Source organism: Rhodococcus sp. YH3-3, from assembly GCF_001653035.1.
Taxonomy (GTDB): domain Bacteria; phylum Actinomycetota; class Actinomycetes; order Mycobacteriales; family Mycobacteriaceae; genus Rhodococcus_F; species Rhodococcus_F qingshengii.
In genome coordinates this window covers 116392-143296 of the sequence record NZ_BCWH01000003.1, presented here as the reverse complement: position 1 = coordinate 143296, position 26905 = coordinate 116392, and the positions used below count along the sequence as shown (strand labels likewise).

The 26905-nt window shown below is 57.3% G+C and carries 22 protein-coding genes; 17 read left to right on the top strand and 5 right to left on the bottom strand.

Features of this window, described 5'->3' with window-relative positions:
* Nucleotides 1–26: 26 nt before the first annotated feature.
* Both YH3_RS36205 and katG read right to left on the bottom strand, forming a co-directional pair.
* A complete protein-coding gene (locus tag YH3_RS36205) occupies nt 27–962 on the bottom strand; it encodes a helix-turn-helix domain-containing protein (RefSeq protein WP_238592734.1) in 936 nt (311 codons plus the stop codon).
* Between the two features lie 1148 nt (nt 963–2110).
* Nucleotides 2111–4312 (bottom strand): catalase/peroxidase HPI, encoded by a 2202-nt coding sequence (gene katG, locus YH3_RS25765; protein WP_064444648.1) that lies wholly within the window; start codon nt 4310–4312, stop codon nt 2111–2113.
* A 416-nt stretch (nt 4313–4728) separates the two neighbouring features.
* Between katG and YH3_RS25760 the strand changes: the two genes are divergently transcribed.
* The 11 genes from YH3_RS25760 to YH3_RS25710 all read left to right on the top strand — a co-directional run bounded on the left by YH3_RS25760 (nt 4729) and on the right by YH3_RS25710 (nt 17827).
* Nucleotides 4729–6360, top strand: a complete 1632-nt coding sequence (locus tag YH3_RS25760; protein WP_064444321.1) for a methane monooxygenase — start codon at nt 4729–4731, stop codon at nt 6358–6360.
* A gap of 83 nt (nt 6361–6443) precedes the next feature.
* Nucleotides 6444–7487 (top strand): 2Fe-2S iron-sulfur cluster-binding protein, encoded by a 1044-nt coding sequence (locus YH3_RS25755; RefSeq protein ID WP_064444320.1) that lies wholly within the window; start codon nt 6444–6446, stop codon nt 7485–7487.
* Between the two features lie 74 nt (nt 7488–7561).
* Complete coding sequence (locus YH3_RS25750) at nt 7562–8668, top strand: aromatic/alkene monooxygenase hydroxylase subunit beta (protein WP_064444319.1); 1107 nt, start codon at nt 7562–7564, stop codon at nt 8666–8668.
* On the top strand, nt 8665–9009 hold the full coding sequence (mimD, locus tag YH3_RS25745) for a propane 2-monooxygenase effector subunit MimD (RefSeq protein WP_064444318.1): 345 nt from the start codon (nt 8665–8667) through the stop codon (nt 9007–9009). The genes YH3_RS25750 and mimD overlap by 4 nt, the downstream gene beginning before the upstream one ends.
* 118 nt (nt 9010–9127) lie before the next feature.
* The gene (locus tag YH3_RS25740; RefSeq protein WP_064444317.1) at nt 9128–10174 is read left to right on the top strand and encodes an amidohydrolase family protein; all 1047 of its coding nucleotides are present in this window, start codon (nt 9128–9130) and stop codon (nt 10172–10174) included.
* Complete coding sequence (locus YH3_RS25735) at nt 10171–10911, top strand: iron-sulfur cluster assembly protein (RefSeq protein WP_064444316.1); 741 nt, start codon at nt 10171–10173, stop codon at nt 10909–10911. Before YH3_RS25740 ends, YH3_RS25735 begins: the two co-directional genes overlap by 4 nt.
* Nucleotides 10911–11936: an NAD(P)-dependent alcohol dehydrogenase gene (locus tag YH3_RS25730; protein WP_064444315.1), complete on the top strand. Its 1026-nt coding sequence runs from the start codon at nt 10911–10913 to the stop codon at nt 11934–11936. Before YH3_RS25735 ends, YH3_RS25730 begins: the two co-directional genes overlap by 1 nt.
* Nucleotides 11937–11980: 44 nt before the next feature.
* On the top strand, nt 11981–13630 hold the full coding sequence (groL, locus tag YH3_RS25725) for a chaperonin GroEL (RefSeq protein ID WP_064444314.1): 1650 nt from the start codon (nt 11981–11983) through the stop codon (nt 13628–13630).
* A 95-nt stretch (nt 13631–13725) separates the two neighbouring features.
* Complete coding sequence (locus tag YH3_RS25720) at nt 13726–14052, top strand: putative quinol monooxygenase (RefSeq protein WP_064444313.1); 327 nt, start codon at nt 13726–13728, stop codon at nt 14050–14052.
* Nucleotides 14053–14530: 478 nt separating this feature from the next.
* Nucleotides 14531–16288 (top strand): sigma-54-dependent Fis family transcriptional regulator, encoded by a 1758-nt coding sequence (locus YH3_RS25715; RefSeq protein ID WP_064444312.1) that lies wholly within the window; start codon nt 14531–14533, stop codon nt 16286–16288.
* A gap of 531 nt (nt 16289–16819) precedes the next feature.
* The gene (locus YH3_RS25710; protein ID WP_154100337.1) at nt 16820–17827 is read left to right on the top strand and encodes an IS481 family transposase; all 1008 of its coding nucleotides are present in this window, start codon (nt 16820–16822) and stop codon (nt 17825–17827) included.
* Between the two features lie 321 nt (nt 17828–18148).
* Here the strand turns inward: YH3_RS25710 and YH3_RS25705 are convergent, their stop codons facing one another.
* From YH3_RS25705 to YH3_RS36200, 3 genes are all read right to left on the bottom strand, one after another.
* Entirely contained in the window at nt 18149–18475 is a 327-nt protein-coding gene (locus YH3_RS25705; RefSeq protein WP_064444310.1) for a hypothetical protein, read from the bottom strand.
* A gap of 16 nt (nt 18476–18491) precedes the next feature.
* Nucleotides 18492–20183, bottom strand: a complete 1692-nt coding sequence (locus tag YH3_RS25700) for an HD domain-containing protein (RefSeq protein ID WP_193777193.1) — start codon at nt 20181–20183, stop codon at nt 18492–18494.
* Nucleotides 20184–20403: 220 nt separating this feature from the next.
* Nucleotides 20404–20577 (bottom strand): hypothetical protein, encoded by a 174-nt coding sequence (locus tag YH3_RS36200; RefSeq protein ID WP_193777192.1) that lies wholly within the window; start codon nt 20575–20577, stop codon nt 20404–20406.
* 1028 nt (nt 20578–21605) lie between these two features.
* Between YH3_RS36200 and YH3_RS25695 the strand changes: the two genes are divergently transcribed.
* The 6 genes from YH3_RS25695 to YH3_RS25670 all read left to right on the top strand — a co-directional run bounded on the left by YH3_RS25695 (nt 21606) and on the right by YH3_RS25670 (nt 26869).
* The gene (locus YH3_RS25695) at nt 21606–23099 is read left to right on the top strand and encodes a hypothetical protein (RefSeq protein ID WP_154100335.1); all 1494 of its coding nucleotides are present in this window, start codon (nt 21606–21608) and stop codon (nt 23097–23099) included.
* 479 nt (nt 23100–23578) lie between these two features.
* Nucleotides 23579–24217 (top strand): hypothetical protein, encoded by a 639-nt coding sequence (locus YH3_RS25690; RefSeq protein ID WP_154100334.1) that lies wholly within the window; start codon nt 23579–23581, stop codon nt 24215–24217.
* Nucleotides 24218–24222: 5 nt separating this feature from the next.
* A complete protein-coding gene (locus YH3_RS25685) occupies nt 24223–25287 on the top strand; it encodes a hypothetical protein (RefSeq protein WP_154100333.1) in 1065 nt (354 codons plus the stop codon).
* A complete protein-coding gene (locus YH3_RS25680; protein ID WP_064444305.1) occupies nt 25284–26006 on the top strand; it encodes a VWA domain-containing protein in 723 nt (240 codons plus the stop codon). Before YH3_RS25685 ends, YH3_RS25680 begins: the two co-directional genes overlap by 4 nt.
* A 123-nt stretch (nt 26007–26129) precedes the next feature.
* Nucleotides 26130–26672, top strand: a complete 543-nt coding sequence (locus YH3_RS25675; protein WP_064444304.1) for a hypothetical protein — start codon at nt 26130–26132, stop codon at nt 26670–26672.
* Nucleotides 26669–26869 (top strand): hypothetical protein, encoded by a 201-nt coding sequence (locus tag YH3_RS25670; protein ID WP_064444303.1) that lies wholly within the window; start codon nt 26669–26671, stop codon nt 26867–26869. The genes YH3_RS25675 and YH3_RS25670 overlap by 4 nt, the downstream gene beginning before the upstream one ends.
* The last annotated feature ends 36 nt before the right edge of the window (nt 26870–26905 follow it).

Below are 26905 nucleotides of genomic sequence, written 5' to 3'. Positions count from 1 at the left end.
GGATTCCGCCCGAATATGACGGAATCTCAGCCGATATAGCTGATCCCGAAGGCATCAATCTTCCTGTACAACGAGGACCTGCTGATTCCGAGCAGAGCAGCAGCGTCGTACCGATTTCCGCCTACTTCATACAGTGCCTGGATGATCGTGTCGCATTGCGCGGTGTCGAGGGGCGAGAGCTTACGGGTCGCATCACGAAAGTGCAGTCGCGGCAAGTCCGATGATTGGATTTCGCCAAAAGGTTTGTTCGCCACCACATGTCTGAGGACGTCCTTGAGCTCACTGATGTTCCCCGGCCAGGAATATCCTTCGAAGACGCGAACGACCTGCATTCCCAGGCGTAACGAGTGCCGCGTCGAGATCTCACGAAGGATGGAGCGAGCGATGTCAGCGATGTCGTCGACGCGATGCCGTAACGCGGGAATTCGAGTCACCTCGCGAAAATGTGTGCCCACAAGCGCATACGGGTGACTCGGGTCAACAGCGGTTGCGTCGACACAACCGATGATCATCGGCGGATCAACTGCCTTGGAAAGAGCGAGCAGGGCGTTGTTTAGTGCGCGTGCATCGTTGACATTGAGACTGGTCAGCGATCGCAGGACCAGTAGTCGATGTGACGCTCGATCTGACAACGATGTCGACAACCTCTCCACGGCAGCGGAGACATCGAGCCGCGCACAGTTGACTGTCTCGATTCCAGCGCCGGGATATTGCGAGGTGAACATCGCTGCCGCCATTGTGCTTTTGCCAGTTCCTGCTTCGCCGACGAGAAGCTGATTGCGGTGCTCGGAGATACTGACGGCAACTGCCTGCCGCGCCCTCAAATACGGATTGAGCAGCGACTGGTTCTTTGCCCGTTGCACTCTGCGATTGTCACCGGTGAGGTTGGTCGTGTAGTCACGTGGACCTACCGAGCCGACGTGTGCACCTTGACGGCTTCTCGATCCTCCGCCATCGTGCATATCGCTCACAGTCACCGAGCTTGCGGTCAAAACGCACCCCGTCACCTCACCGAGATAAACCACCGGTTCGAGGTCGACATCCACATTTCCGCCACCCGACAGCGCGATCCGACAAGACCCGAAATCCCCGTTCAACAACGCCGAACGCGCATGCCTGACCAACCCATCAAAGTCGCCCCTTGCAACCTGCGGACACAGCGAAGCTGTATGCGTGAACAAGTGCGTACCGTCGGTTGCAAGAACGAGACGATTCCCGCTCTGAGTTTTGGAGGCGAAACACGCTGCCAGTGAACCCGTTCGACGTTGGTCTGCTTCAACGACCAACTCCTGAATTTGTTTCGCCAAGAATCTCGACACCGATACAGCCATCGACGAATGCTCCGAAAGGTGGTTGATTACCACCACCACCCCAAACACCGAACCATCGAGATCCCTGATCGGTGATGCCGCCTCTGCAATGGCGACCAATTCGTCATTCCAATGCTCGGGCCCAACAACACATTCCGACACCCCCGTCAGCAGACAAAGATGCCCGGCACTGGTTCCGAGCCGTGATTCGTGCGCATCGGAACCGACAAGCATCCCCGCAGAGTTCAGCATGTACTCCAGCGACGGGTCACCGTCATACCGAAGACATACTCGATGACCGACATCGATCACGACGACCGAACTCAACCCGCCCGGATCCGATTCGAAAAAATCCGCAAGGATTACTCTGGCAGCCTCGACGAGTCGGGCGCCACCCGAATCCTCCTGAAAATCGAACGCCATTCCATTCAAGCGTCTCTCGCTCAGACCCCTGCATCGGTACCAGGACGCGAGTATTTCGGGCCGGACGTATTTCGCGACATCAGGAGCACAATCGGCCTTCTTCAAGGACGACCGTGCAACAAGAACCTCAGGCGATATGTGATCCGTTTCCCGCAACTTCCTGAACTTCCGCTGTGTATGCCAACCGAATTGACAGTATCAGTGTCCAATGGAGAACGGGATAGTCGGCATTGCATACATCCGGAACGACCACCACCTCAAACTATTGCACCGCACCTACACCGTTTCCGCTTCGTGAGAGCGAACGGCCGTCCCGGCTGATTGTCAATTGCGGGGCGGTAAGTCGACAGAGCCAACCTACCGCCCCCGAATTGGGGTCAGCCCAGGTCGAATCGGTCAGCCATCATGACCTTGTCCCAGGCCGCGACGAAGTCGTGCGCCAACTTCGCATGTGCACCGTCACTGGCGTACACCTCAGCAAGCGCACGCAGTTCCGAGTTCGAACCGAACACGAGGTCATTTCGCGTTCCCGTCCATCTCACCTCCCCCGTCTTGGTGTTCTTGCCCTCGTAGATACCTTCCTGTGCGGTCGGCGTCCATTCGATGCCCATATCGAGGAGGTTGACGAAGAAGTCATTGGTCAAAGTGCCCGGAGTGTCGGTGAGAACGCCGTGCGACGACTTCTTGTACGTCACTCCTAGGACACGCAGTCCGCCGACGAGAACAGTCATCTCGGGAGCGCTCAGATCTAGAAGGTTCGCCTTGTCGATCAGAGAGTATTCAGCCGGTAGCCTTTGCCCGTCCCCCACGTAATTGCGGAAGCCATCTGCACGCGGCTCGAGCACGCTAAACGAATCAACATCTGTGAGCTCTTCAGTTGCGTCTGCACGGCCCGGGGTAAACGGCACCACGACGTCGCATCCTGACCTCTTCACCGCAGCTTCGACCGCCGCGACACCTCCGAGAACAATGAGGTCGGCAAACGAAATCTTCGCCCCTCCAGCTGAATTGAATGAGTGCTGAATCTCGTAGAGGGCATGGATAACTTCGGCAAGCTCGTCCGGTTCGTTGACCTCCCAGCTAGCTTGCGGTTCGAAACGGATACGACCGCCGTTTGCTCCACCGCGCTTGTCACTCGCACGGAAGGTGGAGGCTGCGGCCCATGCTGTAGATATCAACTGAGCTTCAGTTACGGCCGATTCTAGAATCACCGCCTTGAGTCGAGCAATATCGTCGGCGCCTACGAGGTCGAAGTCGATATCAGGTATCGGGTCTTGCCATAGTTCTACCTCGGCTGGCACTTCAGATCCGAGGTAGCGCGATACCGGGCCCATGTCGCGGTGGGTGAGCTTGAACCAGGCCTTGGCGAACTCGTCTGCGAGTTCTTCCGGGTGCGCGAGCCAACGTCGCGTGATCTTCTCGTACGTCGGATCAACGCGCAGCGCGAGATCGCTGGTCAGCATCGAAGGGTTACGACGCGCCGTCGGATCGGCGGGGTCTGGGACGAGGTCGGCTGCTGCTCCATCCTGGGGTCGCCACTGGTGCGCTCCTGCGGGGCTCTTAACAAGTTCCCACTCGTATCTGTAGAGAACTTCAAGAAAGCTGTTGTCCCACTGTGTGGGGGTCGGTGTCCAGATTACTTCGAGACCGCTGGTGATCGCATCCGCCCCGGAGCCGCTCCTATAAATGCTGCTCCATCCGAAGCCCATCTGTTCGATCGACGCACTCTCTGGTTCTGCACCCACGAACTGGTTCGGATCAGCGGCACCGTGTGTCTTACCGAACGTGTGACCACCCACGATGAGAGCAGCGGTCTCTGTGTCGTTCATCCCCATCCTGGCAAAAGTGTCGCGGATGTCGATTGCTGAGCGCACTGGATCTGGCTCGCCGTTCGGCCCTTCCGGATTGACATAGATGAGTCCCATCTGAACGGCGGCAAGCGGGTTCTCGAGTTCTCGGTCGCCAACGTATCGCTCGTCGCCGAGCCATGTCTGTTCTGGACCCCAATACACATCCTCGTCCGGCTCCCACGCGTCGACACGACCGCCCGCGAAGCCACAGGTCTTGAATCCCATCGATTCGAGAGCGACGTTGCCGGTCAGGACGATGAGGTCTGCCCAGGACAGATTCGCACCATACTTCTTTTTCACCGGCCACAGCAGGCGACGAGCCTTGTCGAGATTTGCATTGTCGGGCCAGCTGTTTAGCGGCGCGAACCGTTGCATGCCTGCCCCCGCACCCCCTCGACCATCCAGGACGCGATAAGTGCCGGCTGCGTGCCACGCCATTCGAACGAAGAACGGACCGTAGTGACCGAAGTCGGCAGGCCACCAGGGCTGCGAGTCTGTCATCACGGCTTCGATATCCGCTTTGACGGAAACTAGGTCAAGACCGTTGAATGCAGCCGTGTAGTCGAAGCCTGGTCCCATGGGATTGCCGACGATGGGGTTCTTCTTGAGGATGCGAAGGTTTAGGCCCTTCGGCCACCAGTCCCGATTGCTTCCACCTTCGACAGGATGACGTCGTCGATCGTGAAATACCGGGCACTTACCCGCTTCCAGAGACGGGTCCTGATTCAACTCGTCTTCGTGGGTTACTTGACTTACTGACACTGGCAATTCCTTCGACGTGGTTCTGGTGAGTCCTGCGCTCACCACGCAGTGCAGGCTGGGCGGACAGGGACGAAAACCGTTCTACCCGTTCGCTATTGAAGTCATCCTGAAGACGAATGACCAACCTAGCTGCCGTGTCAGTAATAGCACTGTTCTGATCCAGATCACGATGATTCTCAAAATGGGACGGCCAAGCCAAGTCGGAAACGAATCCGGAGTCGACCGTGTCCGGCCACCCCGATACGGACAGCTTCAATTGAGGACAAAATGTGTTGCAAATCTCAAAGTGAGACGAATGAGATCTAGATCACGGTGTTCAATCAGGTGCACATCTTCCCGAGAAGGTCGGCAACCCCGCCGATCTCGCATCCAGGAGGCGCACATTGAGTAGGCAAAGCCTTACCAAGGCACACGCGAAGATCTCGGAGCTTACGTGGGAACCCACGTTCGCGACACCTGCGACTCGCTTCGGAACCGACTATACATTTGAGAAGGCGCCGAAGAAGGATCCGCTTAAGCAAATAATGCGGTCCTACTTTCCGATGGAGGAGGAGAAGGACAACCGCGTCTACGGCGCCATGGACGGCGCTATCCGCGGCAACATGTTTCGTCAGGTTCAGCAGCGCTGGCTCGAGTGGCAGAAGCTGTTTCTTTCGATCATTCCGTTCCCCGAAATCTCGGCGGCACGCGCCATGCCTATGGCGATCGACGCCGTGCCCAATCCAGAGATCCACAACGGTCTCGCTGTGCAGATGATCGACGAGGTTCGTCATTCGACGATTCAGATGAATCTCAAGAAGCTCTATATGAACAACTACATCGACCCCGCCGGGTTCGACATGACGGAGAAGGCATTCGCCAACAACTACGCCGGCACAATCGGCCGCCAGTTCGGCGAAGGATTCATCACCGGCGACGCCATCACCGCCGCCAACATCTATCTGACCGTCGTTGCCGAAACTGCCTTCACGAACACTCTGTTCGTCGCGATGCCGGACGAGGCGGCCGCAAACGGCGACTATCTCCTACCAACCGTCTTTCACTCCGTTCAGTCGGACGAGTCACGCCATATCTCCAACGGCTACTCGATCCTGCTCATGGCTCTGGCCGACGAACGAAACCGCCCGCTACTCGAACGCGATCTGCGGTACGCCTGGTGGAACAACCACTGTGTGGTCGATGCGGCGATCGGAACCTTCATCGAATACGGCACCAAGGACCGCCGCAAGGACCGCGAGAGTTACGCAGAAATGTGGCGCCGGTGGATTTACGACGATTACTACCGTAGCTACCTGATCCCACTCGAAAAGTACGGCCTGACTATCCCCCACGACTTGGTCGAGGAAGCATGGAACAGGATCACGAACAAGGGCTACGTGCACGAAGTCGCAAGGTTCTTCGCAACGGGATGGCCGGTCAACTACTGGCGCATCGACACCATGACCGACAAGGACTTCGAGTGGTTCGAGCACAAGTACCCAGGCTGGTACTCGAAGTACGGAAAGTGGTGGGAGGAGTACAACCGCCTTGCTTACCCCGGGCGCAACAAGCCGATTGCGTTCGAGGAAGTGGGCTATCAGTACCCGCACCGCTGCTGGACCTGCATGGTGCCCGCCCTCATCCGTGAGGACATGGTCGTAGAAAAGGTCGACAACCAGTGGCGGACGTACTGCTCGGAGACCTGCTACTGGACCGACGCGGTTGCCTTCCGAAGTGAGTACGAAGGCAAGGACACCCCGAACATGGGTCGGCTCACCGGTTTCCGCGAGTGGGAGACCCTTCATCACGGCAAAGATCTCGCTGACATCGTCTCGGATCTTGGCTACGTGCGAGACGACGGCAAGACTCTCGTCGGCCAGCCGCACCTCAACCTCGATCCGAAGAAGATGTGGACCCTCGACGACGTTCGCGGGAATACCTTCCAGAGCCCAAATGTGCTGCTGAACCAGATGACCGAGTCAGAGCGGAATGCGCACATCGCGGCTTACCGGGCCGGTGCCAAAACGCCTGCTTGATTCAGGCTCGGTGGGCAGTGCCTGAACACCGGCGCTGCCCACCGTATTCAGCGTGATCGACACATTCAATTCAGGAGACCCTCGTGGCCGACACCCACCGAATCACCTTCGAACCGGTCGACATAGAGATGGACGTCCGCGAGGACGAACACATCCTCGATGCGGCGTTTCGGCAAGGAATCCATCTCATGCACGGCTGCCGAGAAGGACGTTGTTCGGCATGCAAATCGTTCGTGCTCGACGGTGACATCCAGATGGAAAATCACTCGACCTTCGCGTGCAACGAAGCAGAAGTAGACGAAGGATTCGTACTTCTCTGCCGCACAAAGGCATACAGCGACTGCACCATCGAACTTCTCAATTTCGACGAGGACGAACTCCTCGGCGGAATACCGATTCAGAATGTGACCACTCGGGTCATTGCACTCGAACCTGTCACCGACGACATCGTCGCCCTTCGGCTCGAACCCATCGACCCCTCGGTATTCGAGTTCAAACCCGGCCAGTACGCCGATCTGCGCATCCCAGGAACCGACGAGCACCGGTCCTTTTCCATGGCGTCGACGCAATCCACACCAAACCAGGTCGAATTCCTCATCAAGAAATATCCCGGGGGTAAGTTCGCGACGTTACTCGACGACGGAATCTCGATGGGCGACGAGATCGCACTGACCGGCCCCTACGGATCATCCACTCTCAAGGACGGCCATGTTCTGCCTGTGGTGTGCATCGGTGGAGGCGCCGGAATGGCCCCCATTCTCTCGCTTGTCCGCCACATGAGCGAGTCAGGAAACACTCGCCCCGTCCACTTCTACTACGGTGCGCGGACACCGAACGATCTGTTCTACATCGACGAAATCAACGCCATCGGCAACGGACTGGTCGACTTCACCTTCGTTGCGTGCGTGTCTGATTCAACCAGCGCACCAACTTCGGGGTCGATATCGGTGCGGGAAGGCAACGTCACCGACGTCGTGAAACAACTGGAACCGAACATCGCCAAAGCAGAGGTCTATCTGTGCGGGCCACCCCCGATGGTCGATGCAGCACTAACACTTCTGGACCTGTGCGGGACCCCCACCGACCAGATCTTCTACGACAAATTCACGAGCCCGGCATTCGACTAGCCCGGTATTCAACTAGCAGGCATTGAGATTCCCATTTCACACTCACATTACGCACAGCGAGCGAGAGGGTAGACATGACCACACCCACTGAAGCGAAGCAACGCAGCTTCCCCAAGATCGAATTCACCGATTCCGAAGCCGGAGCGCTCGAGTTCCCCAGTTCGAAGAGTCGCACATACAGCTACTACACACCAGCCAAGCGTCGGGCGACGATGTACGAAGACGTCACCGTCGACGTACAGCCTGACCCTGACCGTCACCTGACACAGGGCTGGATCTACGGATTCGGCAATGGCCCCGGAGGCTATCCGCTGGAGTGGACTGTCGCAAAGTCCGCCAACTGGCACGAGTTCCTCGACCCCAATGAAGAATGGGATCAAACGATCTACCGCAACAACTCAGCAGTCGTACACCAGGTCGAGCTCTGTCTGAGCAACGCCAAAAGGGCTCGGGCCTACGACGGCTGGAATACCCCGTGGCTCAAGTTCATCGAGCGAAATCTCGGTGCGTGGATGCACGCGGAGAACGGATTGGCGTTGCACGTGTTCACATCGATCCAACGATCGGGACCTACGAACATGATCAACACAGCGGTTGCTGTCAATGCCGCACACAAGATGCGGTTCGCGCAAGACCTTGCGCTGTTCAATCTCGACCTGTCCGAGGCCGACGTTCCGTTCGACGGCTCCGCGCATATGGACGTCTGGCAGAATGCCCCAGAATGGCAGCCGACCCGTCAGGTCGTCGAACAGCTGACAGCTACCCCTGATTGGTGCGAGTTGCTGTTTGCGACCAACATCGTCTTCGAACAGCTCATCGGTTCGCTTTTCCGTACCGAGCTGATGATGCAGATTTCCGCCCGCAACGGCGACTACATCACTCCGACCATCGTCGGTACCGGTGAGCACGACTACGACCGGGACCTGAACTACACTCGCGCCCTCTTCCACATCTTGACACGCGATCCCGAACACGGTGAATCCAACTGCGGGCTTTTCGGCGAATGGATGGCCGTGTGGGTGCCCAAGTGCCTCGATGCCGCTCGCGCCCTGCAACCGATCTGGTCGCAGCCGGCGGACAAGGCCGTCACCTTCGCATCGAGTCTCGAAGCTGCCACCGCCAAGTTCACCGCACTGCTCGAATCCCTCGGCCTCGAGATTCCCAAGGAGTTGGCACGATGACCATGCAATTCGGATCGTCCACAGAGTTTTCCAATATGTGCGGCGTGACCTTGATGAACACGCCCGTCGGACGGGTTGTCGCAGAGGTGATGGGCGCCAAGGACGGCGTCGAACTGACCGAGTATCCGTCGATGATTCGAGTCGATGGCACGAAACTCCTTTCCTTCGACTACGACGAACTGACTGACGCGCTCGGCCAGGAATTCGACGGATCAGTGTTCGAAGAGATCAGCTCCACACACTACGGACGCATGGTCCACCTCGACGACAAGACGATGCTCTTCGCCAGCCCCGAGGATGCGGCCGAGTACATCGGATTCGACCTCGCCGAGCTCCCCTGACAGCGAGATAGATCGGTGGTGCCCGGGATCAAAGGACGCCAGTCTCTTCGGAGGCTCCAACCCCGGGCACCCCCAGTAGTTCGCAGCCCCGAATTCATCAGAATTGGAGATCGACACCATGTACGAGAAGAACGGCGAAAAATACTTCATCGTGGACGGTCACGTTCACTTGTGGGACGCCCGTGAGAAGAACCAGAAGAACATTCACGGCAAACAATTCATCGACTGCTTCTACGATTACCACAAGAATCTGAGCCCTGAGTCGGAGCTGTGGGACTACGAGACCTACCAGTACTACGGTGAGGATCGGCTCTACAAGGACCTGTTCGTCGACGGCTACGTCGACCACGCAATCTTCCAGGCAACCTTGCTCAGCGACTTTTACCACACGGGTTTCGGGCAGACCGAGGATGCGTTCGCCCTTACACAGAAGCATCCAGACAAGCTCACATACAACCACGCCTACGACCCGCGCTTCGAAGAAGCGGGCCTCGAACAACTCCGCAAGGATGCGGACCGCATGAACCTGCAGGGGGTCAAGCTCTACACAGCAGAGTGGCACGGTGACTCCCGCGGATACAAGCTCGACGACCCCTGGTCCAGGCGCTATCTAGAAGAGTGCATCACGCTCGGTATCAAGAACATTCACGTTCACAAGGGCCCGACGATCCGTCCCCTCGACCGGGACGCATTCGACGTCTCCGACGTCGACAAGGTCGCCACCGACTACCTCGATCTGAAGTTTGTCGTCGAACACGTCGGATTGCCCCGACTCGAAGACTTCTGCTGGATCGCCACTCAGGAGTCGAACGTCTACGGGGGCCTCGCCGTCGCGCTTCCGTTCATCCACAGCCGACCGCGCTACTTCGCTCAGATCATCGGAGAGTTGCTCTACTGGCTGGGCGAGGACAAGATTCTCTTCGGCAGCGACTACGCCTTGTGGACGCCGAAGTGGCTAATCGAGCAGTTCGTTGATTTCCAGATCCCCGAAGACATGCAGTCCGAATATGCGCCGATCACCGTCGACCAGAAGCGCAAGATCCTGGGCGCGAACGCAGCAGCGTTGTACGGCATTGACGTCCCCGCCGAATTGCGCCCCGCAGGTCAACCCGGCCAGGAAGGTGTCGAGGTGGCTGCGGGAGCCAAGGAAGTTGTGAACTCATGAGCACTTTGACGCTGTGCTCCACCGTCGACGTCATCGCTGCACTCGCCACGGTCGCCGACCCAGAACTCGACGAGCCGATTACAGACCTCGAATTCGTCAGATCCGTGGAGCTCAACGACGATGGAGTAGAAGTACACCTGCGTCTACCAACAGCCTTCTGTTCCCCGAACTTCGCCTACCTGATGGCATCGGACGCCGTGGACGCTCTTCGCACCATAGAAGGGATAGGACGAATTCGAGTCCTGCTCGACGACCATCACGACAGCGAGAAGATCAATGCCGGCCTCGCTGCGGATGCAGGTTACCGCGGCACATTCGGTTCCGAAGCAGACGAGAGTCTCGACGAGTTGCGGGAAACATTCCAACGCAAGGCACATATCGCGGCCGTCGAGCGTTCGATTGCTGCGCACCTCGCGCGAACAGGCGAGGGGATCGACCGCATTCCCACGCTCACCCTTCGCGATCTTCGAAACGAAAAACACACGATGGCGCTGCTTCGGCGGCGAATTGCTATCGGGCTCAGCATCTGCCCTAACAGTCGCGTATTCGTTGACGAAGGCGGTAAATCGATTCCGCACGAGGAGATCCCACTCAAACTCCGCTTCGCGAAGTCTGTCCGAATCTCGATCGAGGGGAACGCACACTTCTGCCGTGGCTTGCTCGCCACCCGCTACAGCACCACCGAGCCTGCCGGCCCGGTGCCGCACATCACCGATACAAGAACCAGGAGGCCGTAATGAAGGCAGTGCAGGTGGTGGGGTACCACTCGAAACTCGAACTAACGGAGATCCCCGAGCCCACAATCGATGGTCCATTCGACGTGATCGTCCGGATCGGCGGAGCGGGCGTGTGCCGAACCGACATCCACATCCTCGAAGGCCAGTGGGAGGAGAAGAGTGGCGTCACTTTGCCCTACACAATCGGACACGAGAACGCCGGCTGGGTTCACGCCATCGGCCGCGCAGTGAACAACCTCGAAATCGGCGACAAAGTCATCCTGCATCCCCTGGTCACCTGCGGACTATGCCGTGCCTGCCGATTCGGCGACGACGTCCACTGCGAGAACAGCGAATTTCCTGGTATCGACCGCAACGGCGGATATGCGGAGTACCTCCACACAACCGCCAGAAGCGTTGTGAAGATAGATAATTCTCTCGAACCTGCCGATATCGCAGCGCTCGCCGACGCCGGCCTGACGGCGTATCACGCTGCCGCGAAGGTCGCCCGCGATACCCGACCGGGCGATGCGTGTGTGGTGGTAGGAGCCGGCGGGTTGGGACATATCGGAATCCAGGTACTCAAAGCGATCTCCGGGGTCAAAGTCATTGTGCTCGACCGCAACCCAGACGCGGTCGAACTCGCTGTGAAGATCGGGGCCGACCACGGAATCGTGGCGGACGGCAACCACGTCCAGAAAGTTCTGGAACTCACGGGCGGACATGGGGCGGAAGCGGTACTGGACTTCGTCGGTGAAGGTGGTGCCACACGCGAAGGAATCGCCATGCTGCGCCGGGCGGGCTACTACTACGTCGTCGGCTACGGGGAGAACATCGACATCCCCACCATCGACATCATCTCGACCGAAATCAACTTCATCGGCAACCTTGTCGGCTCCTACAACGATCTCCAGGAGTTGATGACACTGGCAGCGAACGGACAGGTGTCGCTTCACACCACGAAGTACCCCCTGGAGAAATTTCAACAAGCGCTCGACGATCTCGACGCGGGGCGTGTGCGAGGCCGAGCAATCCTCGTCCCCTAGGACCGCACCAGAAGTTCACCACATCGAATCGAAAGGATCACGTCATGGCCAAGGAACTGCGGTTCAACACCGAAGCACGCGCCCTACTGGAGCAGGGCGTCAACGCCCTCGCTGATGCAGTGAAGGTGACTCTGGGACCCAAGGGGCGCAACGCGGTGCTCGAAAAGCTCACTGGTCCCCCCACCATCACAAACGACGGGGTCACCATCGCTCGGGAAATACAGCTCAGCAATCCCTTCGCCAACATGGGTGCTCAGCTGGTCAAAGAAGTCGCGATGAAAACCAATGGCGTCGTCGGAGACGGCACGACGACGGCGACGGTTCTTGCACAGGCCATGGTGCGCGAGGGACTCCGGGCGGTGGACGCCGGTGCCAACCCCATGCGGTTGAGACGTGGCATCGAAACGGCGGTCACGTCCGTCGTCGAGTCGCTACGCACGCAGGCAGTCGAGGTGGTCGGCAGCAACGACCTCCAACGGATCGCAACGCTTGCCGCGAGTGACGATGAAGCCATCGGCCAGTGCGTAGCCAAGGCCGTCGAATACGTCGGGAAATCAGGTGTCGTCACAACCGAGGAGAGCGAGACCCTGGGGATGTCGGTCGCCGTAGTCGACGGCATCGAGTTCGATCACGGATTCATTTCCGGGTACATGATCACCGACCCCGAACGTGCCGAGGCGGTACATGACAATCCGGTCATTCTGTTAACCAACAAAAAGATCAACCAGGTCCAAGACATCATGCCCAGCGTCGAGGCAGCCAAGCGCGCAGATCGCCCGCTCGTCGTGGTGGCCGAGGATGTCGACGGACCTGCACTGCAGTTACTCGTCGGTGGCAACATGCACAAGACAATGCAGTCCGTCGTCGTCCGGGCGCCAGGATTCGGCCACCGCAGGGTCGCTGAACTACAGGACCTTGCAATTGCACTGGGTGGTCAAGTAATCGCCAAGGACACTGGCCTTGAGCTATCCGACGTTTCGATCGAACAGTTGGGTTCGTGTGACCGAATCACCGTCACCGAAAACTCCACCACCATTGTCGGGGGTCGCGGGGACCAGAGTTTGCTAGACGCACGCGTGGCTCAACTCGAAGCCCAATTCGAACGATCGAAGATCGACGGAGATCGAGACAGCCTCGAACAACGAATCGCACGTCTAACTGGACGCGTCGCTGTGGTCCGAGTTGGTGGAGCCACAAGTGTCGAGCTCAAGGAGCGAATGCTTCGTGTCGAAGACGCTCTAGCTGCGGCCAGAGCAGCCTTGGAATCTGGCATCGTTTCTGGCGGCGGTACCGCCTTGGCCCAGTCCCACCGCGTGCTCGGGGAACTTGAATTGACAGGTGATCAAGCAATAGGACGCGACGTCGTTCGCAAGGCTCTGACCGAACCACTTCGATGGATTGCCATCAACGCTGGCTTCGAAGGCGATGACGTCGTCGATGTCGTGACCGGACTACCGCTCGGCCATGGGTTCAACGCCCTCACAGGCGAATACGGAGACATGTTTGACGACGGTGTCATCGATCCGTTCAAGGTGACACGAGCAGCCCTTGAAAGCGCAGCGTCGATAGCAGCGCTACTCATCACAACCGAAACCGCCGTAGTGGAGGAAGTCTACGGGCATCCTGGGGCAATCATAGCGCCAGGATTCGGGGATCTCGCCGAAGGAATGGTTCGCCCGTCGAATATCTACTAAATTCAGACAGGTTTGCCGCGCGCCAATTTCTATCTCGGGGTTGATGTCAATTCATCTCTGACATCAACCCCGAGAACTCACCATAAGGAGAACTGATGATTTTCATCGTAGTCAAATTTAAGGTTCATGAACAACAAATCCATAACTGGTTAGACGCCACAAAGAAGTTTACTGAAAGCACTAGAAGGGAGCCGGGAAATCTGTGGTTCGACTGGAGCATAAATACCGAAAATCCGGATGAGTTCATACTCATCGAAGCTTTCACTGACAGGCAGGCAGGATCAAACCATGTCAATTCTGAGCATTTTCGCGAAGGACTAGATTCCATGCGTCCACTTTTGAGCGAGACTCCCAAGATCATGCATAGCGAAATCGATCAGAGGGGGTGGTCAGACATGGGAGAATTGCAAGTCCAGGCTTGATAGTGAAGACAGACCCGTCTCGCGCCGCTTGGAATTGTTTACAAAGACCGACTTGCACTGGAACGATATCGGACAGACTTCTCCAGAACACGGTAAGCCGGATAACCCACTCATCACAGAGAAGATTGTTGAAATACCTGAGCTGCACAAACGAGACTTCAAATCTCAGAACCAGTAGGAGTCCACAACAAGTGAACACGAGAACTGCAAGGAAGCGTGCGGCAAGTTCACCCACATCATCTGTAGATTCCAATCCAGGAAAGCTAACCGATCACGATCTAAGCGTAGTCCTGCGAGCCCTAACGGGATCACCGACCGTTCCTGCCGTAGGCGCAGAACTGCACGATGACGCCAGCCGAACGGGCTCCCCGACTCAGGTCAACTAAGATTGGTCCGTGAGCTTCCACCTGCACAGGCATCAATGTATGCGTGGGTGACCGACACATCGAGAACTGGCACAAGGCTGATAGGCGGAGGAATGAAGAAACAATTATCCGTCAAGGATATACGCAAAGCGCGCGAGAAGTTCTTCACCGATCAGGAATTGGACGATTCGGTCCGAGATCCAATCTGCTTCTCCTGGGAGCGATCGAAATCATTGAACATTCAACCAGATGTATTGAATCTACCGTTTGTTCGCGAACCAGATTTGGAGAGCCCACTCGTTGTCGCGGCCGCGCCTGTTCTTCACCAACTCGCCGAAGGCCTCGTCGACGAGCCTGTATCTGTAATCCTCACCTCCTCCGACGGAGTCGTCTTGAGCAGGGTCGCCGGAAGTAGCCAACTCCTCAGAACACTCGACAGCCTCAACCTGGCACCGGGCTTCAGCTATCTGGAGGAATTCGCCGGCACAAACGGTATCGGGACGGCACTGGAAACTCGTCAGCCCACCCTAGTTTCCGGCGCAGAGCATTACGTCGAAAGCTTGGGCGGTCTCATGTGTGCCGGAGTGCCAATCATCCATCCTGTCTCCAGCCTCGTCGTGGGCGTTCTCGATGTGACCGGCTGGGTCGAAGATGGAGCACCGCTGCTGGTCACCTTGGCGCGATCCGCTACTGCTCAGATCGAAGGACGGCTGCTCTCGGATTCGAGCAGAGAACAGACCGCATTGCTCAACGCGTACCTGAAAGTGTGCAGAAGATCGCCGAACGTGGGTGTATTGGCGATAGGGGACGACGTCATTCTTCTCAACAAAAAACTGCGCCTTGCCCTAGACCCCCAAGACCAAGCCGCATTGATCGAGCACGCTACGGAACTGAGCAGCACACCGGACAAGGGTCGCCACCTACTGACTCTGCCGAGCGGGCAGACGGCACGTCTCGCCTCAATCACGGACGGAAACCTACCGACTCGGCGCGGATTGGCTGTCTACCACGCATACCTGAGTGACCTGGCCGCGCCCGCGATTACATCCGGGAGCGCAATAGCGTTTCCAGGCATCGTCGGAGACAGCGCCTCATGGCGGCGTAGCACCCAACAGATCGCGCACTGCGTTAGGCAACGAGAATGGGTGGCCGCCGCGGGCGAGGCCGGTAGCGGGCGGTTTTCGATCCTCAAAGCATCTGCAATTCAACATATCTCAACACACACGAAATTCTTCTCAGCTGTCGAATTGATCAACAGCGAGGATAGGCTCCAATCTCTGGAGTTAGAACTCGAACAGGACGGCTTCAGTCTGATCATTCGCAATATCGATTTGCTACCTGATTCGCACCAACGAGTTATCGCAGGGATGATTCAAGGGCGTGAGCATGCGGGTTGGATCGGAGTGACTGTCGGAACGGACTCCGGAAATCGCACCAGCGACGCACTGATCCTCCCCTTCTTCGGCCACACGGTGCATGTACCAGCACTTCGCCATCGTATCGAGGACCTACACAAGCTGATTCCCTTTATTCTCCGGCAAGTCAATCGGGGGCAGGACCTTGTCCTCTCCCCGGCCGCAGTCCGGCAACTTACCAAGTACAGCTGGCCCGGCAACGTCGCACAACTGCGGGAGATCCTTCAGGAAGTAGTTCACAAGCAACGATCAGGCACAGTTGAAGTCGACAAACTGCCACCCGCGTGCCGGGCACTTAGCCGCCGGACGCTGTCGCCCATCGAAGCACTCAAACGCGACGCCATCATTCGAAGCCTTGAGGAAACCGGAGGCGATAAACAGGCGACGGCGGACGCCCTTGGAATGTCCCGAGCGACCATCTATCGGAAGATTCGCGAATTCGGCATCAATCTGTAGCTCTGCCAATGCAATTCACCGCAGCCCACGAAGGCCAAGTAAGCCTCCAGTATGTTTGATGCGGGTGTGTAGCCGCAGTGAGTCGTAGCTCAAGATTGGATGACCGAAACTGAACTTCTCGCAGCGCAAGGCCGGGGCTCGCGTCGATCTCGTCAGCCTCGACTCACTCGATGACGAACACGGTTCCAGGACTCCACGAAATTCGAGTCCCGGTCGCGTCAATCTGATTCGAGCTATCGACGCTACTCCCGTGTGAACTCATCGAGCATGTGAGGGTTCATCAGTTTTCTCCCCATCGGAGAGGTGGGCGGAACGCGCTGGGTCATGCCCAAGTCTGGAGTAATAGCAGTATGGGTCACTCACAGTGACTGCGCGAAACCACACACAAGGTGGGTAGGACGGAGCCCTTGCGCGAATCTAGCTGTTGTGGGTATGGACGTTGCTGACGCGGGACTGAAGGGGACGGGCTGGTCCTCGGCGTAAGAATGGGAGTTGCGACACAACCGTTCTCGACCAAAAAGGACCAGCCCTGTGACACACCGTAATGCCCCACTTACTGTTGAAGGAAGACGCCGCCTGATCGAGCGGTGCCAGAGTCGTCCGATCGCCCACGTAGCCGCCGAAATGGGTATCTCCCGCCAATGCGCCTCCAAGTGGGTCAACCGGTATCGCAAATACGGTGACCTGGGAATTCAGGACCGGTCCAGCGCACCGAAACATCACCCGACTGCCACAGCAACGGAGGTCGTGGCCGAGATCGAAGCGATGCGCCGGACCCGGAAATGGTCGGCCTCGCGCATCACGTTCGAACTGCGTACCGACGGCATCGTCATTGCTCGTCGAACAGTCACGAAAATCCTGCGGAACCTGGGATTGCACCGTCGCCGGTTCATCGACCCGAACGGCGAAACCAACCGAAAACCCCAGGTCATCGCCGCCAAGCGACCTGGTCAGATGGTCCACGTCGACGTCAAGAAAGTCGGGAAGATCCCGGACGGCGGCGGGTGGCGTGCCCACGGCCGCGGCTCCGACAAGGCCAAACGATCCCAACGCCGGAAAACGAAGAACAAGCAGGCCCGTGTCGGTTACACCTACCTGCATTCCGCGATCGACGGCAACACCCGCCTGGCGTACACCGAGGCCCGCGACAACGAAACCGCAGCAACAGCCATCGATTTCATGAACAACGCCCGATTCTTCTTCGCCGCCCACGGCATCACCCGTATCGAGCGCGTGATCACGGACAACGGATCATGCTACAGGGCAGCAGATTTCACATCTTCACTGCGAGAAACGCGGCACTACCGCATCAAGCCGTACACCCCGAAACATAACGGGAAGGTCGAACGCTACAACCGTATCCTCGCCGAAGAACTGCTGTACTCCCGCGAGTACACCAGCGAAGCCGAGCGGCGCACTGCCGTCGAAATCTGGAATGTTCACTATAATTACCACCGACCGCATTCAACACGCGGAGGACGACCGCCTGCCGCTTACCGCCGGCATCGCGTAACTAACGTCCGTGCCTCGTACATCTAGCCCGCCCTATGTATTGGTCGAGGATCTGGCGCCAGTCGGGATGGTGAGATATGTGTAAACTTCGTCAAAATTGGAAGTGTCCGGCGAATTTCAACCGAAGTAAAATCGCCACAACAGAATAGTGGCGCGCCCTCTTCATCGATGAGAAAATTGCATTCAAATAGTTTGAGAATTTAACGGTACCGACTTCGAAAGAAATATTCAGTTAACCACACGGGAAGTAAATAGACGATAAGTTTACCGAGATTTCACAGAAATGGAGGGACTTGCAATCTAGCTGAACGCAAGCCCCTCCATGAAACCTTGTATCTATCGACTCCTTCAAGTGACGTCTGAGATGGACGCATTCCTGTGGGACCTATCAAGGTTGACCAGCCCCATTTGCTGGAGACCAATAGTGGCGCTCAATGTGAGATCCAGCGGGTCGACCGCACCAAATCTTAACGCCAGCGAGGCCAGTTCCTGAATAGGAAAAGAACGATTTGGATCTTCTCCCATATACTCGTAGATGGCTTCTTGTGTTTCCATATACGGATCACGATATCTCTTATCTGGACTGAAACTAGTCACAGAAGAATCATTTACCTCACTCATATCACCTCCCTTTAAATCAAATTTGGATTTTATTTCCCTCGCTAATTTTGACATTTTCTACTCCTTTCTGTCAACGGGCCAAAAGATCGATGAGCGCATTTTCGACATAGCTAGGATACGCCTCGATAAAGCGTTGACGTATCTTATTTTGATCTTCGACTCTCATTTTATCGGAATGAGGGGAGACGAAGTAGCACTGAAATTGAGATCGTTCCGCTTCCATGTTCTCGAGGCGATGCAACGAGTGGCCACTTTCCTCGGATAGCGGGCGACGGACGTTCCCGCGAAAAACTTGCGCACCTTGATTTCCGATCTTCCACGGTTCGATAGAATTGAATGCAAATACCCAAAACCCATCTTCGTGCCCTAGGATGGGCTTCGCCATGAAGGTGAATCGATCAGCAGCATTCAGCTCGCGTAGAAATCGGATTCCACCAAACTCCGAACCAGTCCCAAAAAGTGTCCACGCAATCTTGTTCATGAACGGAACCGGACCGCCGGTTATGAACGGAACGGACCCAACCGGCGGAGTCAGCTCGTTGTAGCCCGGGTTCACGGTCTCCATTATTTGCGTGAATCGTTTGTGACGAATCAGCGCAATCCTCGAACCGTTCTCGTGCGATTTCGTCCATTCGTTCAATTTGAACTTTACATTACCCATGCGATTCGACAATTTGTCGTGCAATTGCTGAGATATCTCTCTGTATGCACCATCTGTTTTCCATATAGGAACCCAATTGGAAGTTTGATGCACAACGGCATCACCTAAGGAAATGAATCTAATTCTTGAAATATCCGCTGATGCGTCGTCTATCGAGGGCCCCCGATGCGACAGTAGTCCCGACTTGATTAATTCCATGACCGTTCCGTCGTCACCAAAGCTCGCAAGATCACGGTTTCGGCTATTCGTCGACGGCGCGGACATGCCGAAGTAATTCAATTTGTGATCGGTCACAGTCTTGACTAACGCACCACCTTCATCAGTAATTCGCTCGGCTTGAAGATAGTAGTACAAGCAAAGGTTAAGCATCCGGTTCGAAGCTACGGCGTGGTAATGAAATGCAACCCATCGATAATACTGATATCGGTTTACAATAAAACTCTCAAGCGCTGAACATGCCCTCGCCCCAAATCCGATAATCCACCTGGGGACGGGCAGATCATTTCCGACTGATGGCTCAGGCACGAGATGCAGTTCGAGTGATTGCAGGAGGCGCTCGCTATCGAACGACCCAAATTCTGTGCCAGAATTGCGAGCATCACGAAGAAGATAGTCCATCCGATCGACATCAACTTCACCCGAGATCAAGTCGTGAAGGCAGCTCTCCCAGGTCCCTTCGTTTGTCTCGCTCTCAAGTATTGCTCGAACCAAATCCCACGGGACGCTATCCCAACCAGACTCGCTTTCGATTTTCTTCGTGAGAATTATTCCTACTTGCTCATGGAAGTCTCGGCCGGCATGAAACGCCATCACACTCATGACTTCTTCTCGCGTAGACTTATCCACGGATCCGATAATCCACGCCAGATAAGTCTTGTAAAACTCTTCCAGTGTATGAGAAAATGGCGGATGACCGAGATCGTGAAGTAACGCTGCTGCGCCCACTCCCAACCCGATCAATCGACGAAATTCGTCATCGCTTAGTGACGTGACATCGATGCTTGACGGTTCGCTTTGGTCGAAATTATCCTGCTCTACCGTTTCAAACCGCGAAGCTACCGCCTTTCGGAAGCTCTCCTTGGTTTCCGCATCAGAATTCATCCACGCAGTTTCCCATCCGCGCAGTGCCAAGTGCATAGCACCAAGGGAATGCTCAAATCGTCGCCCATTCATGGATGGATAGACCGCTGTCGACATCGATGTTTGGGATATGCGACGAAGCCGTTGCGTCAGCGGGTGATTGACGAGGGGCAACAACTCTGAAGGCACACTGATGTAATCGTGAATCGGGTCTCGTATGACCTTGCGGAAGGCACGAGGGTCACTCGGGGAGGTAGTCACTGGGATGCAACCTTCCGTCTTCGACGAACATCCGGCGGCTTGAGCTTGCGCGTCGGCTCACAGTGCCGCGCTTGCGTTGGTTCACTGCTTCGACATTCACCAGGCCCGCATTCAGCTCGCGCGTGCTCGGGAACTCGTCTCCTCGCGTCAGCATCGCCCAATGGTGGCATACCACACCGACAAATTTGGGATGTAAGGCATGTGTTTTCGAACCACCGCCTTCCCACTGAGCACACCAACACATTCACGGTCGCAGTTTGCCGAGCCACTTGCTACCTCGAAGAGTCGGCCACCATGTCGACAATCAGGCGTACATGCACTTCAGGTCCATCCAGCGCCTGAGGATTCGTTCTGGCCGGGGCTTCGCAGGTCCATCATGACGGATGGCGAACTGGGGCGGCTGGACGGTGCCCATGTCATCCCGCGGAAATACGCAGCCGCCATGCGGTCTACTTCCGCTCGCTCCGCCGCAGTTCGCAGCTTGCCCTCCCCGCCCCACCGAGCTGCGAACGAGCAGTCAAGCCTGTCGCATACAGATTTCCGTATGTACCGGCTTGACTAGCGTGGTCGAGGTCGACGTGTGGGGTTGCTACATGCCTGGTGAGGCAGATGATCGTAGTTGATCGGTTGCGCCAGCTGGATGCGCTGATGACCATCAGCGGGCGTGAAGATAGGCACAGAACTATCGCACCGACAGGTTCGAATCCAGTCCGAACGGTGTCCATACCCACACCCAATTGCCTTGATCTCGCCCCATCGCCAGGCGAGACGAGCGAACGCCTTTCCCGATATCACTCTTGAACGTCAGCCACACCATGGAATCTCCTCACGCTTTGACGATCAAGGAACCGGTGCTGAGACGCAGACTGTGCGCGCAGATGTTACTTCGGCTTCGGCATGCCTTATCGCGGCACCGAATCGTCCGCAGACAAGGCGACTGCCAGGGTGCTCACCCACTTATATCCGACCGCGAATCAAAGACTGGAGGAATACGGAGGCCTATCCGATATCACACGGAGATACAAAGATCGCGCCGGCCCATCGAAGCAGTTAGCCGGTATTCAACGGCCCGCGCATACTCGCCACGATCCGCGTCGTGAGATAATTGCCCCGATTACGGCGCGGCTTTAAAGGTGATTGCCACAGAGTCTTGATTGGCACCGTCAGTTATAGGGGCAAGTGTTGGAACAGCAATACATCGAGGACCAGCTACTGTCGACAGGTGCAGAGGTGGCGTCCCGTCAAGTTCGCGAGAACGGTGGATGGCAACATTGGCCCCAAGAGAAGACGTCAGTCCTCGGAACTTCAAGTGCACTTCGGATCCTGCGATTGACTGGTGTTGCCTCACCAAGCGTCTTGGCTGATGGGATCGCTTACCTGAACCGCTGCATACTCGACCATTACGGCCCTATCACCGCGCGAGGCCGAGGGAAACACCCGCACACATTGGCCTTCGGATTGTGGGGCCTGTCGACGGCGAACGAAGGGCTTTCAGTTGAAACCTTGGCCACCGGACGTTTCTGCCTGAACGAGCTAACAGTCCTTATGCAAACTGACGGCATCGTGGAATCAACGAAGCGAGGACGCGTATCCGTCTATCTCACTGCAATGACAATTACCGCTCTGAGCGCATGGTTTCGGACCCTGTCGTTCCCACACCCAAGTTTGCCAGCCTCCGAAGTAGAAGACCAGCTCGTCGTCACACGTTCATTGCTGATCGTCGGGATCACGGGAATCCTTCGTCATGCCCGACTAGACGGTAAATGGGGCTGGTGGCCCGAGCGATCTGACGCTCGCGACAAAAACAGCAGTATGACCGCGCGTTGTGTCATCGCCCTCCACGACGCTCAGACTGTTTCCGGTCTCGAGCTACCCGATACGTGGCAAGCCGGGCCATTACTTAACCCCACGACCATCAAACTCAACGACTTCATCCAAAGTTGCACCCTCTTGCTACTGCACCGCGCCGAGAAATGGATGAAGCTTTCTGAGCCGAACCGAGATGTCGGATACCGCGCTCGCTGGTATCACTTGAGCTACGCGACGTGCCTGTACGCGTGCCTGCTAGCCACAGATCCTGCGACCGGATTACCCGTCCATCCGAACCACGGGGGCAGGCTCGACGATGCGTGGAGCCACCTCGCGGAGTTGCGGCTTCACGAAGAGCGTCTGTGGCGCGATCCCACATTCACCTCGCAGATGCCATCAATGCACGGAAACCTGTACGTCGCCATGGCCTATACGAAGCGTCTCGACAACCTTCGTGCACGCCAGCTCGTTGCCGGACGATATCGTACGGCGGATGACCGGATCCTGAACGCCATACACATCGAGCCCCAGCCTCAGCGCGTCACGGTTGGGTTGTCGACGAGCGATGAACACTCAGTCATTTTGTCGGGGAAGCCATTCACCCGACTTGCGTGGATCCTTCGGAATCTGGATGACAGTGGCTCGATTTCGAACGCCGCACTGTACGAGCAGTTCCCGGAGCTCAACAACGACAACATCGCCCGCGCTATTGCGCTGATCAACGGACCTATCAGGAATGCCACGGACGGAACCATCCGACAGTTGTTGGTTGGCTTGCGGAATGTCGGTGAACCCGGATATCGCATCGTCGAGGTTCCGCATTCAATCACCTTCGAGGAACCAGATCGTTCAGCCGTGGTTCCGTAGCCAGCTTTGTCATCGGCACCGACGCGCTTTCATCGGTTTGTCATGCAGAAAGCCGGATCGGCGCGGCACTCGGCCGATAACAGTTTCCTGGTTGGCGACTTGTCATTCTCCAGGTGGCGTCCCTCCGCTCACTTGTCATCGCAAGTTCATTGCAGTACTTCTTTGACCGATCTTCAATGACAGCGAAATGTATGTTCCACGGCCACAACGGATCCCAATAGTCGCACCGAGTGACTACCGAGCGTGACCGGGAACGGATCAATACAACAGTGAACAGCCAGAGCCAAACCTCCACACCTTCGAACAATTTGTGCAAGCGCACGTTTGAGGTCGCCACCGCTGTCAGCGCACTTGCTGTCTTGATGTGCGCTTGCGGTCCCACAACTGGCCCCTTGCTCGACTCGCCTGAGACCGACGCCAAAGCAATCTTGGCGAATTGCCCTCCGGGACGAACTGTCGATTCTCGGGCTTCGCTCGACATGTCAGCGAGCCGAATCAAACAGCCGCTTTCGGCCCCTGAGAGCGAGGCGCTGCGCGCCACAGTCCGTCGCACTGTCATCTGCGGTGGGGTAGTCGAGATCTCCGCATTCTTCGGCTCAGTTGCCTCAACGGTGCCCCTCTATTCCGGCAAGCTGCAGCTCGACGGTGCCACCGACAACGCGCGTCTACGTCGGGAGGCCGTACTCACCGACGCTGTCATTGAGACGGTCGAAACGAACCTGACCCAGTTGCAGCTTGAGCCAAGCGACGGCTCGACAGGCGGCACCGACATCCTCGGCCAGCTCAGTCAATCTGCTGAATTCCAGAGACAACTCAATCCCGGCGACGACACGAGCAACTTAAGCGTCCTTCTCGTCACTGACGGCGAAGACAACGCTACGTTGCACTTCAGCGACCCGGCCCTATCTCGCGAGCATGCCGTAGCTATGGCCGACGAAGTGGCCGTTCCCGATCTATCGGGTGCGACCGTGACCTTCATAGGCGTCGGCAAGACCGGCAATGGCGCTATTGCAGAGACCACGTATGTCGATGCTCTCAAGGCCGGATGGACTCGAGTCTGCGAGCACACCGGCGCAAACCAGTGCATCGTTGTCACTGATCCTGCGAACGGGCAGTGATCAGCATGGCAAACCTGCATCTGCGAAAAGCTTCGGCAACCGATCATCTTTCAAACGCACGCTCGAATCGGCTCATCCCGGTCGACAAGGCGACCGCTATCCCTCGTCCGCCGACAATCGGCGACACGTACGGCGAACTGGCGTGGGACGCACAAAGCGTCGCACAGGAGCATCTGTTCAAATCTGAAGCCGAACGGATATCCCGTGTCGATTCGGCACGTCACAGCGCTCTCTCACCGTATGCCAACGAATCGGGCCATCTCATTGCTGAGAACCGAAGTGTCGTGTCCGAGGCGCGCAAGCGCTTCGTACTGACTGCTGCGGCGCTGTCACCATGGCGTCGACGGAAAGGGTCCAGCTGGGGCTACAGATTGCGGGCATGTGCACTATGCGTCGGTGAAGTAATGGGACCGGCCAACGCCGCGATCATCTTCGGCGACATTCCAGCGCTCGCGATTCTCCAGGCAGTATCGGCGGGTACGGCAACGATAACGGCTGGGCTCACCGGCGCCGAGTTCAAACACCTCCACTTGTCAGCCGAACGGAAGCGGGAGAAACCCGAGGACGTTTCGGGCGATTTGATGCCGTACCAACACTTGTTCGACGGTAGCGGCCTCAGGGCTCGTCGGTACGCCACAATTGCGCTGGCCAGCGGCTTGACGGTCGGGTTGCTCGTTGCCAGCGCGATTTTCAGCCTCCGGGCCGCTCTCGATGGGAGTGCCGCCGGCGTCGCGTTTGGATCACTCGCCCTCGCTGTCACGGTCGCATCATTCATCAACTCGTATTGCCACGCAGACCCGGTCAGTGACCTCATCGACGAAGCGCACGGTCAGTATCGCAAGGAACTTCGCGCACACCGCCGACTGACTGCCCGCCCGTTGCTCCTGTTCGCTGGGCGCGCTAAAGAACGGTCACGGTCAATTACTGCGGAACAGCACCATCGCGGGGATGCAGCCAGCTCCCATCTCACCGCGCTGTCGTACGAATCGCTGACCGGCAGTCCCGATGTCGTCGGCCACGGTCCCGCAGCGCCTGCAATCGGTCGCCGAATTCGGAAGGCAGACCAGTGAGCGACCACATACTCCAGCGTGTCCGCCTTCTGGACCCACGCGTCATCGGCCACGGACAGCCCATCAGCACGACAACCGATCGAAACCAGCGCGCCGCTAAATTCGCACTCGGTGAGGCAGGTTCATGCCCCGACCGTCCATCTCTGACCGTGATCATCGCCGACGACTCGGCAAGTATCACCGCGCAGTCCGGGCATGACCCGCTCGCACAGCGATATTCAGAGGCCAAGCGAGCAATAGACCAGATCGGCAGGTCATGTAACTGCCGCCAGGAGTTCGTGGCGATCATCCACTTCGATCAGCCCTCCCCGCTCGATGTGCCGCCCCAACGGCTCCAACGGCGCGGCCGGCTGCGACTTCGCTCCGGGCTCCGTTCGACGGGAGCACGAGGATCGAGTGATCTCTCACCGGCACTCGACAAAGCTGAGCGTCTGGCAACACAGTTTCGAGCCTTCGACATTGGGATCGTCGTCATGACGGACTTTCTTCTGACGGACCGCGATCCATCAGAAATCCTGGGTCGACTCGTCTCCTTCGAGGGCCACGTTCATGCTGTCGCGTTGAATGCAGAACCCCCGCAGACTTTGAAAACTGCTCCCCATGTGAGCATCTCGATGATCACGCAGAATTCCGAGCCTGGCGCGACTGCGCGCGCCATATTTGAATCCATGACGGCGAATCGTGCTTTGGCCACCGCTCATCAAGACCAGGAGCAGTAGCGGGCCACCAAGCCGCCAGTCATCCAGCGCACTGTTGGAGCGCCGTCCCACCGCTCTGACGCCGTAGCAACTCCCAATTCTTCACTATTCAACCTCGCCACCTCTTAGGAAGGTCTATTCAGTATGCCCATTCCAAAGACGATTCCTCCGGTTCTCCGCATCCAGATTGATGAGGCTCGCGAAATTCTGAGTTCGTTCATCGATTTCCACGCAGAGCAGACGGCTGAGGCAATCGGGTTCCGCTTCGTCCCGACGCGGGATGCTCCCACCACGTACTCCGCGCTGTGCACGGCATTCGAGCGCAGCATCCAGACCAAGGAGCCGCTGCCCATTTCCAACCAGAACAGCGGCTCGGTGCTGTTCACCTCGCCAGAGGTGAACATCGCCCACCGCTTCGTCCACGATATTCACCACTGTCTTCTCGGGTTGAGCTTCGACCTCGTTGACGAGCTAGAACTGGCGATCTGGCACTTGGACCAGTTGGAGCGCAGCGGTTACGCTCCAAATTCTCTGCCGTGGAAGCTGTTCCACGCTGATCTCATCGGGCAAATACAGATCAACGCCCTCGCCAATCGATTTCCCGCGGATCAGCGATCGTTCGGCATCAACTGCGCCGTCATGGGTCTCGAACGCGGGGTTCTGCACGAACTGCGAAACCCGTCGTGACTGACTCCAACCCGAAGTCCTGGTTCGACCGAGCCATCAGCGGGTGCCTGAGCATCCTCGTCGCAGCTATCGCTCTGTACTGCGCCGTCGCGCTCATCGAGGCGATCTGGCCGTATCTCGTGGCGGCTGTCGCAGTCACGTCAGTTGTGGTGGCAGCAATTCAGATCATCCGTGCACGCCGCGAAAATCGCTGGTAATTGGTCACCCCTACGTCTCGAATCAGCCCCATCCAA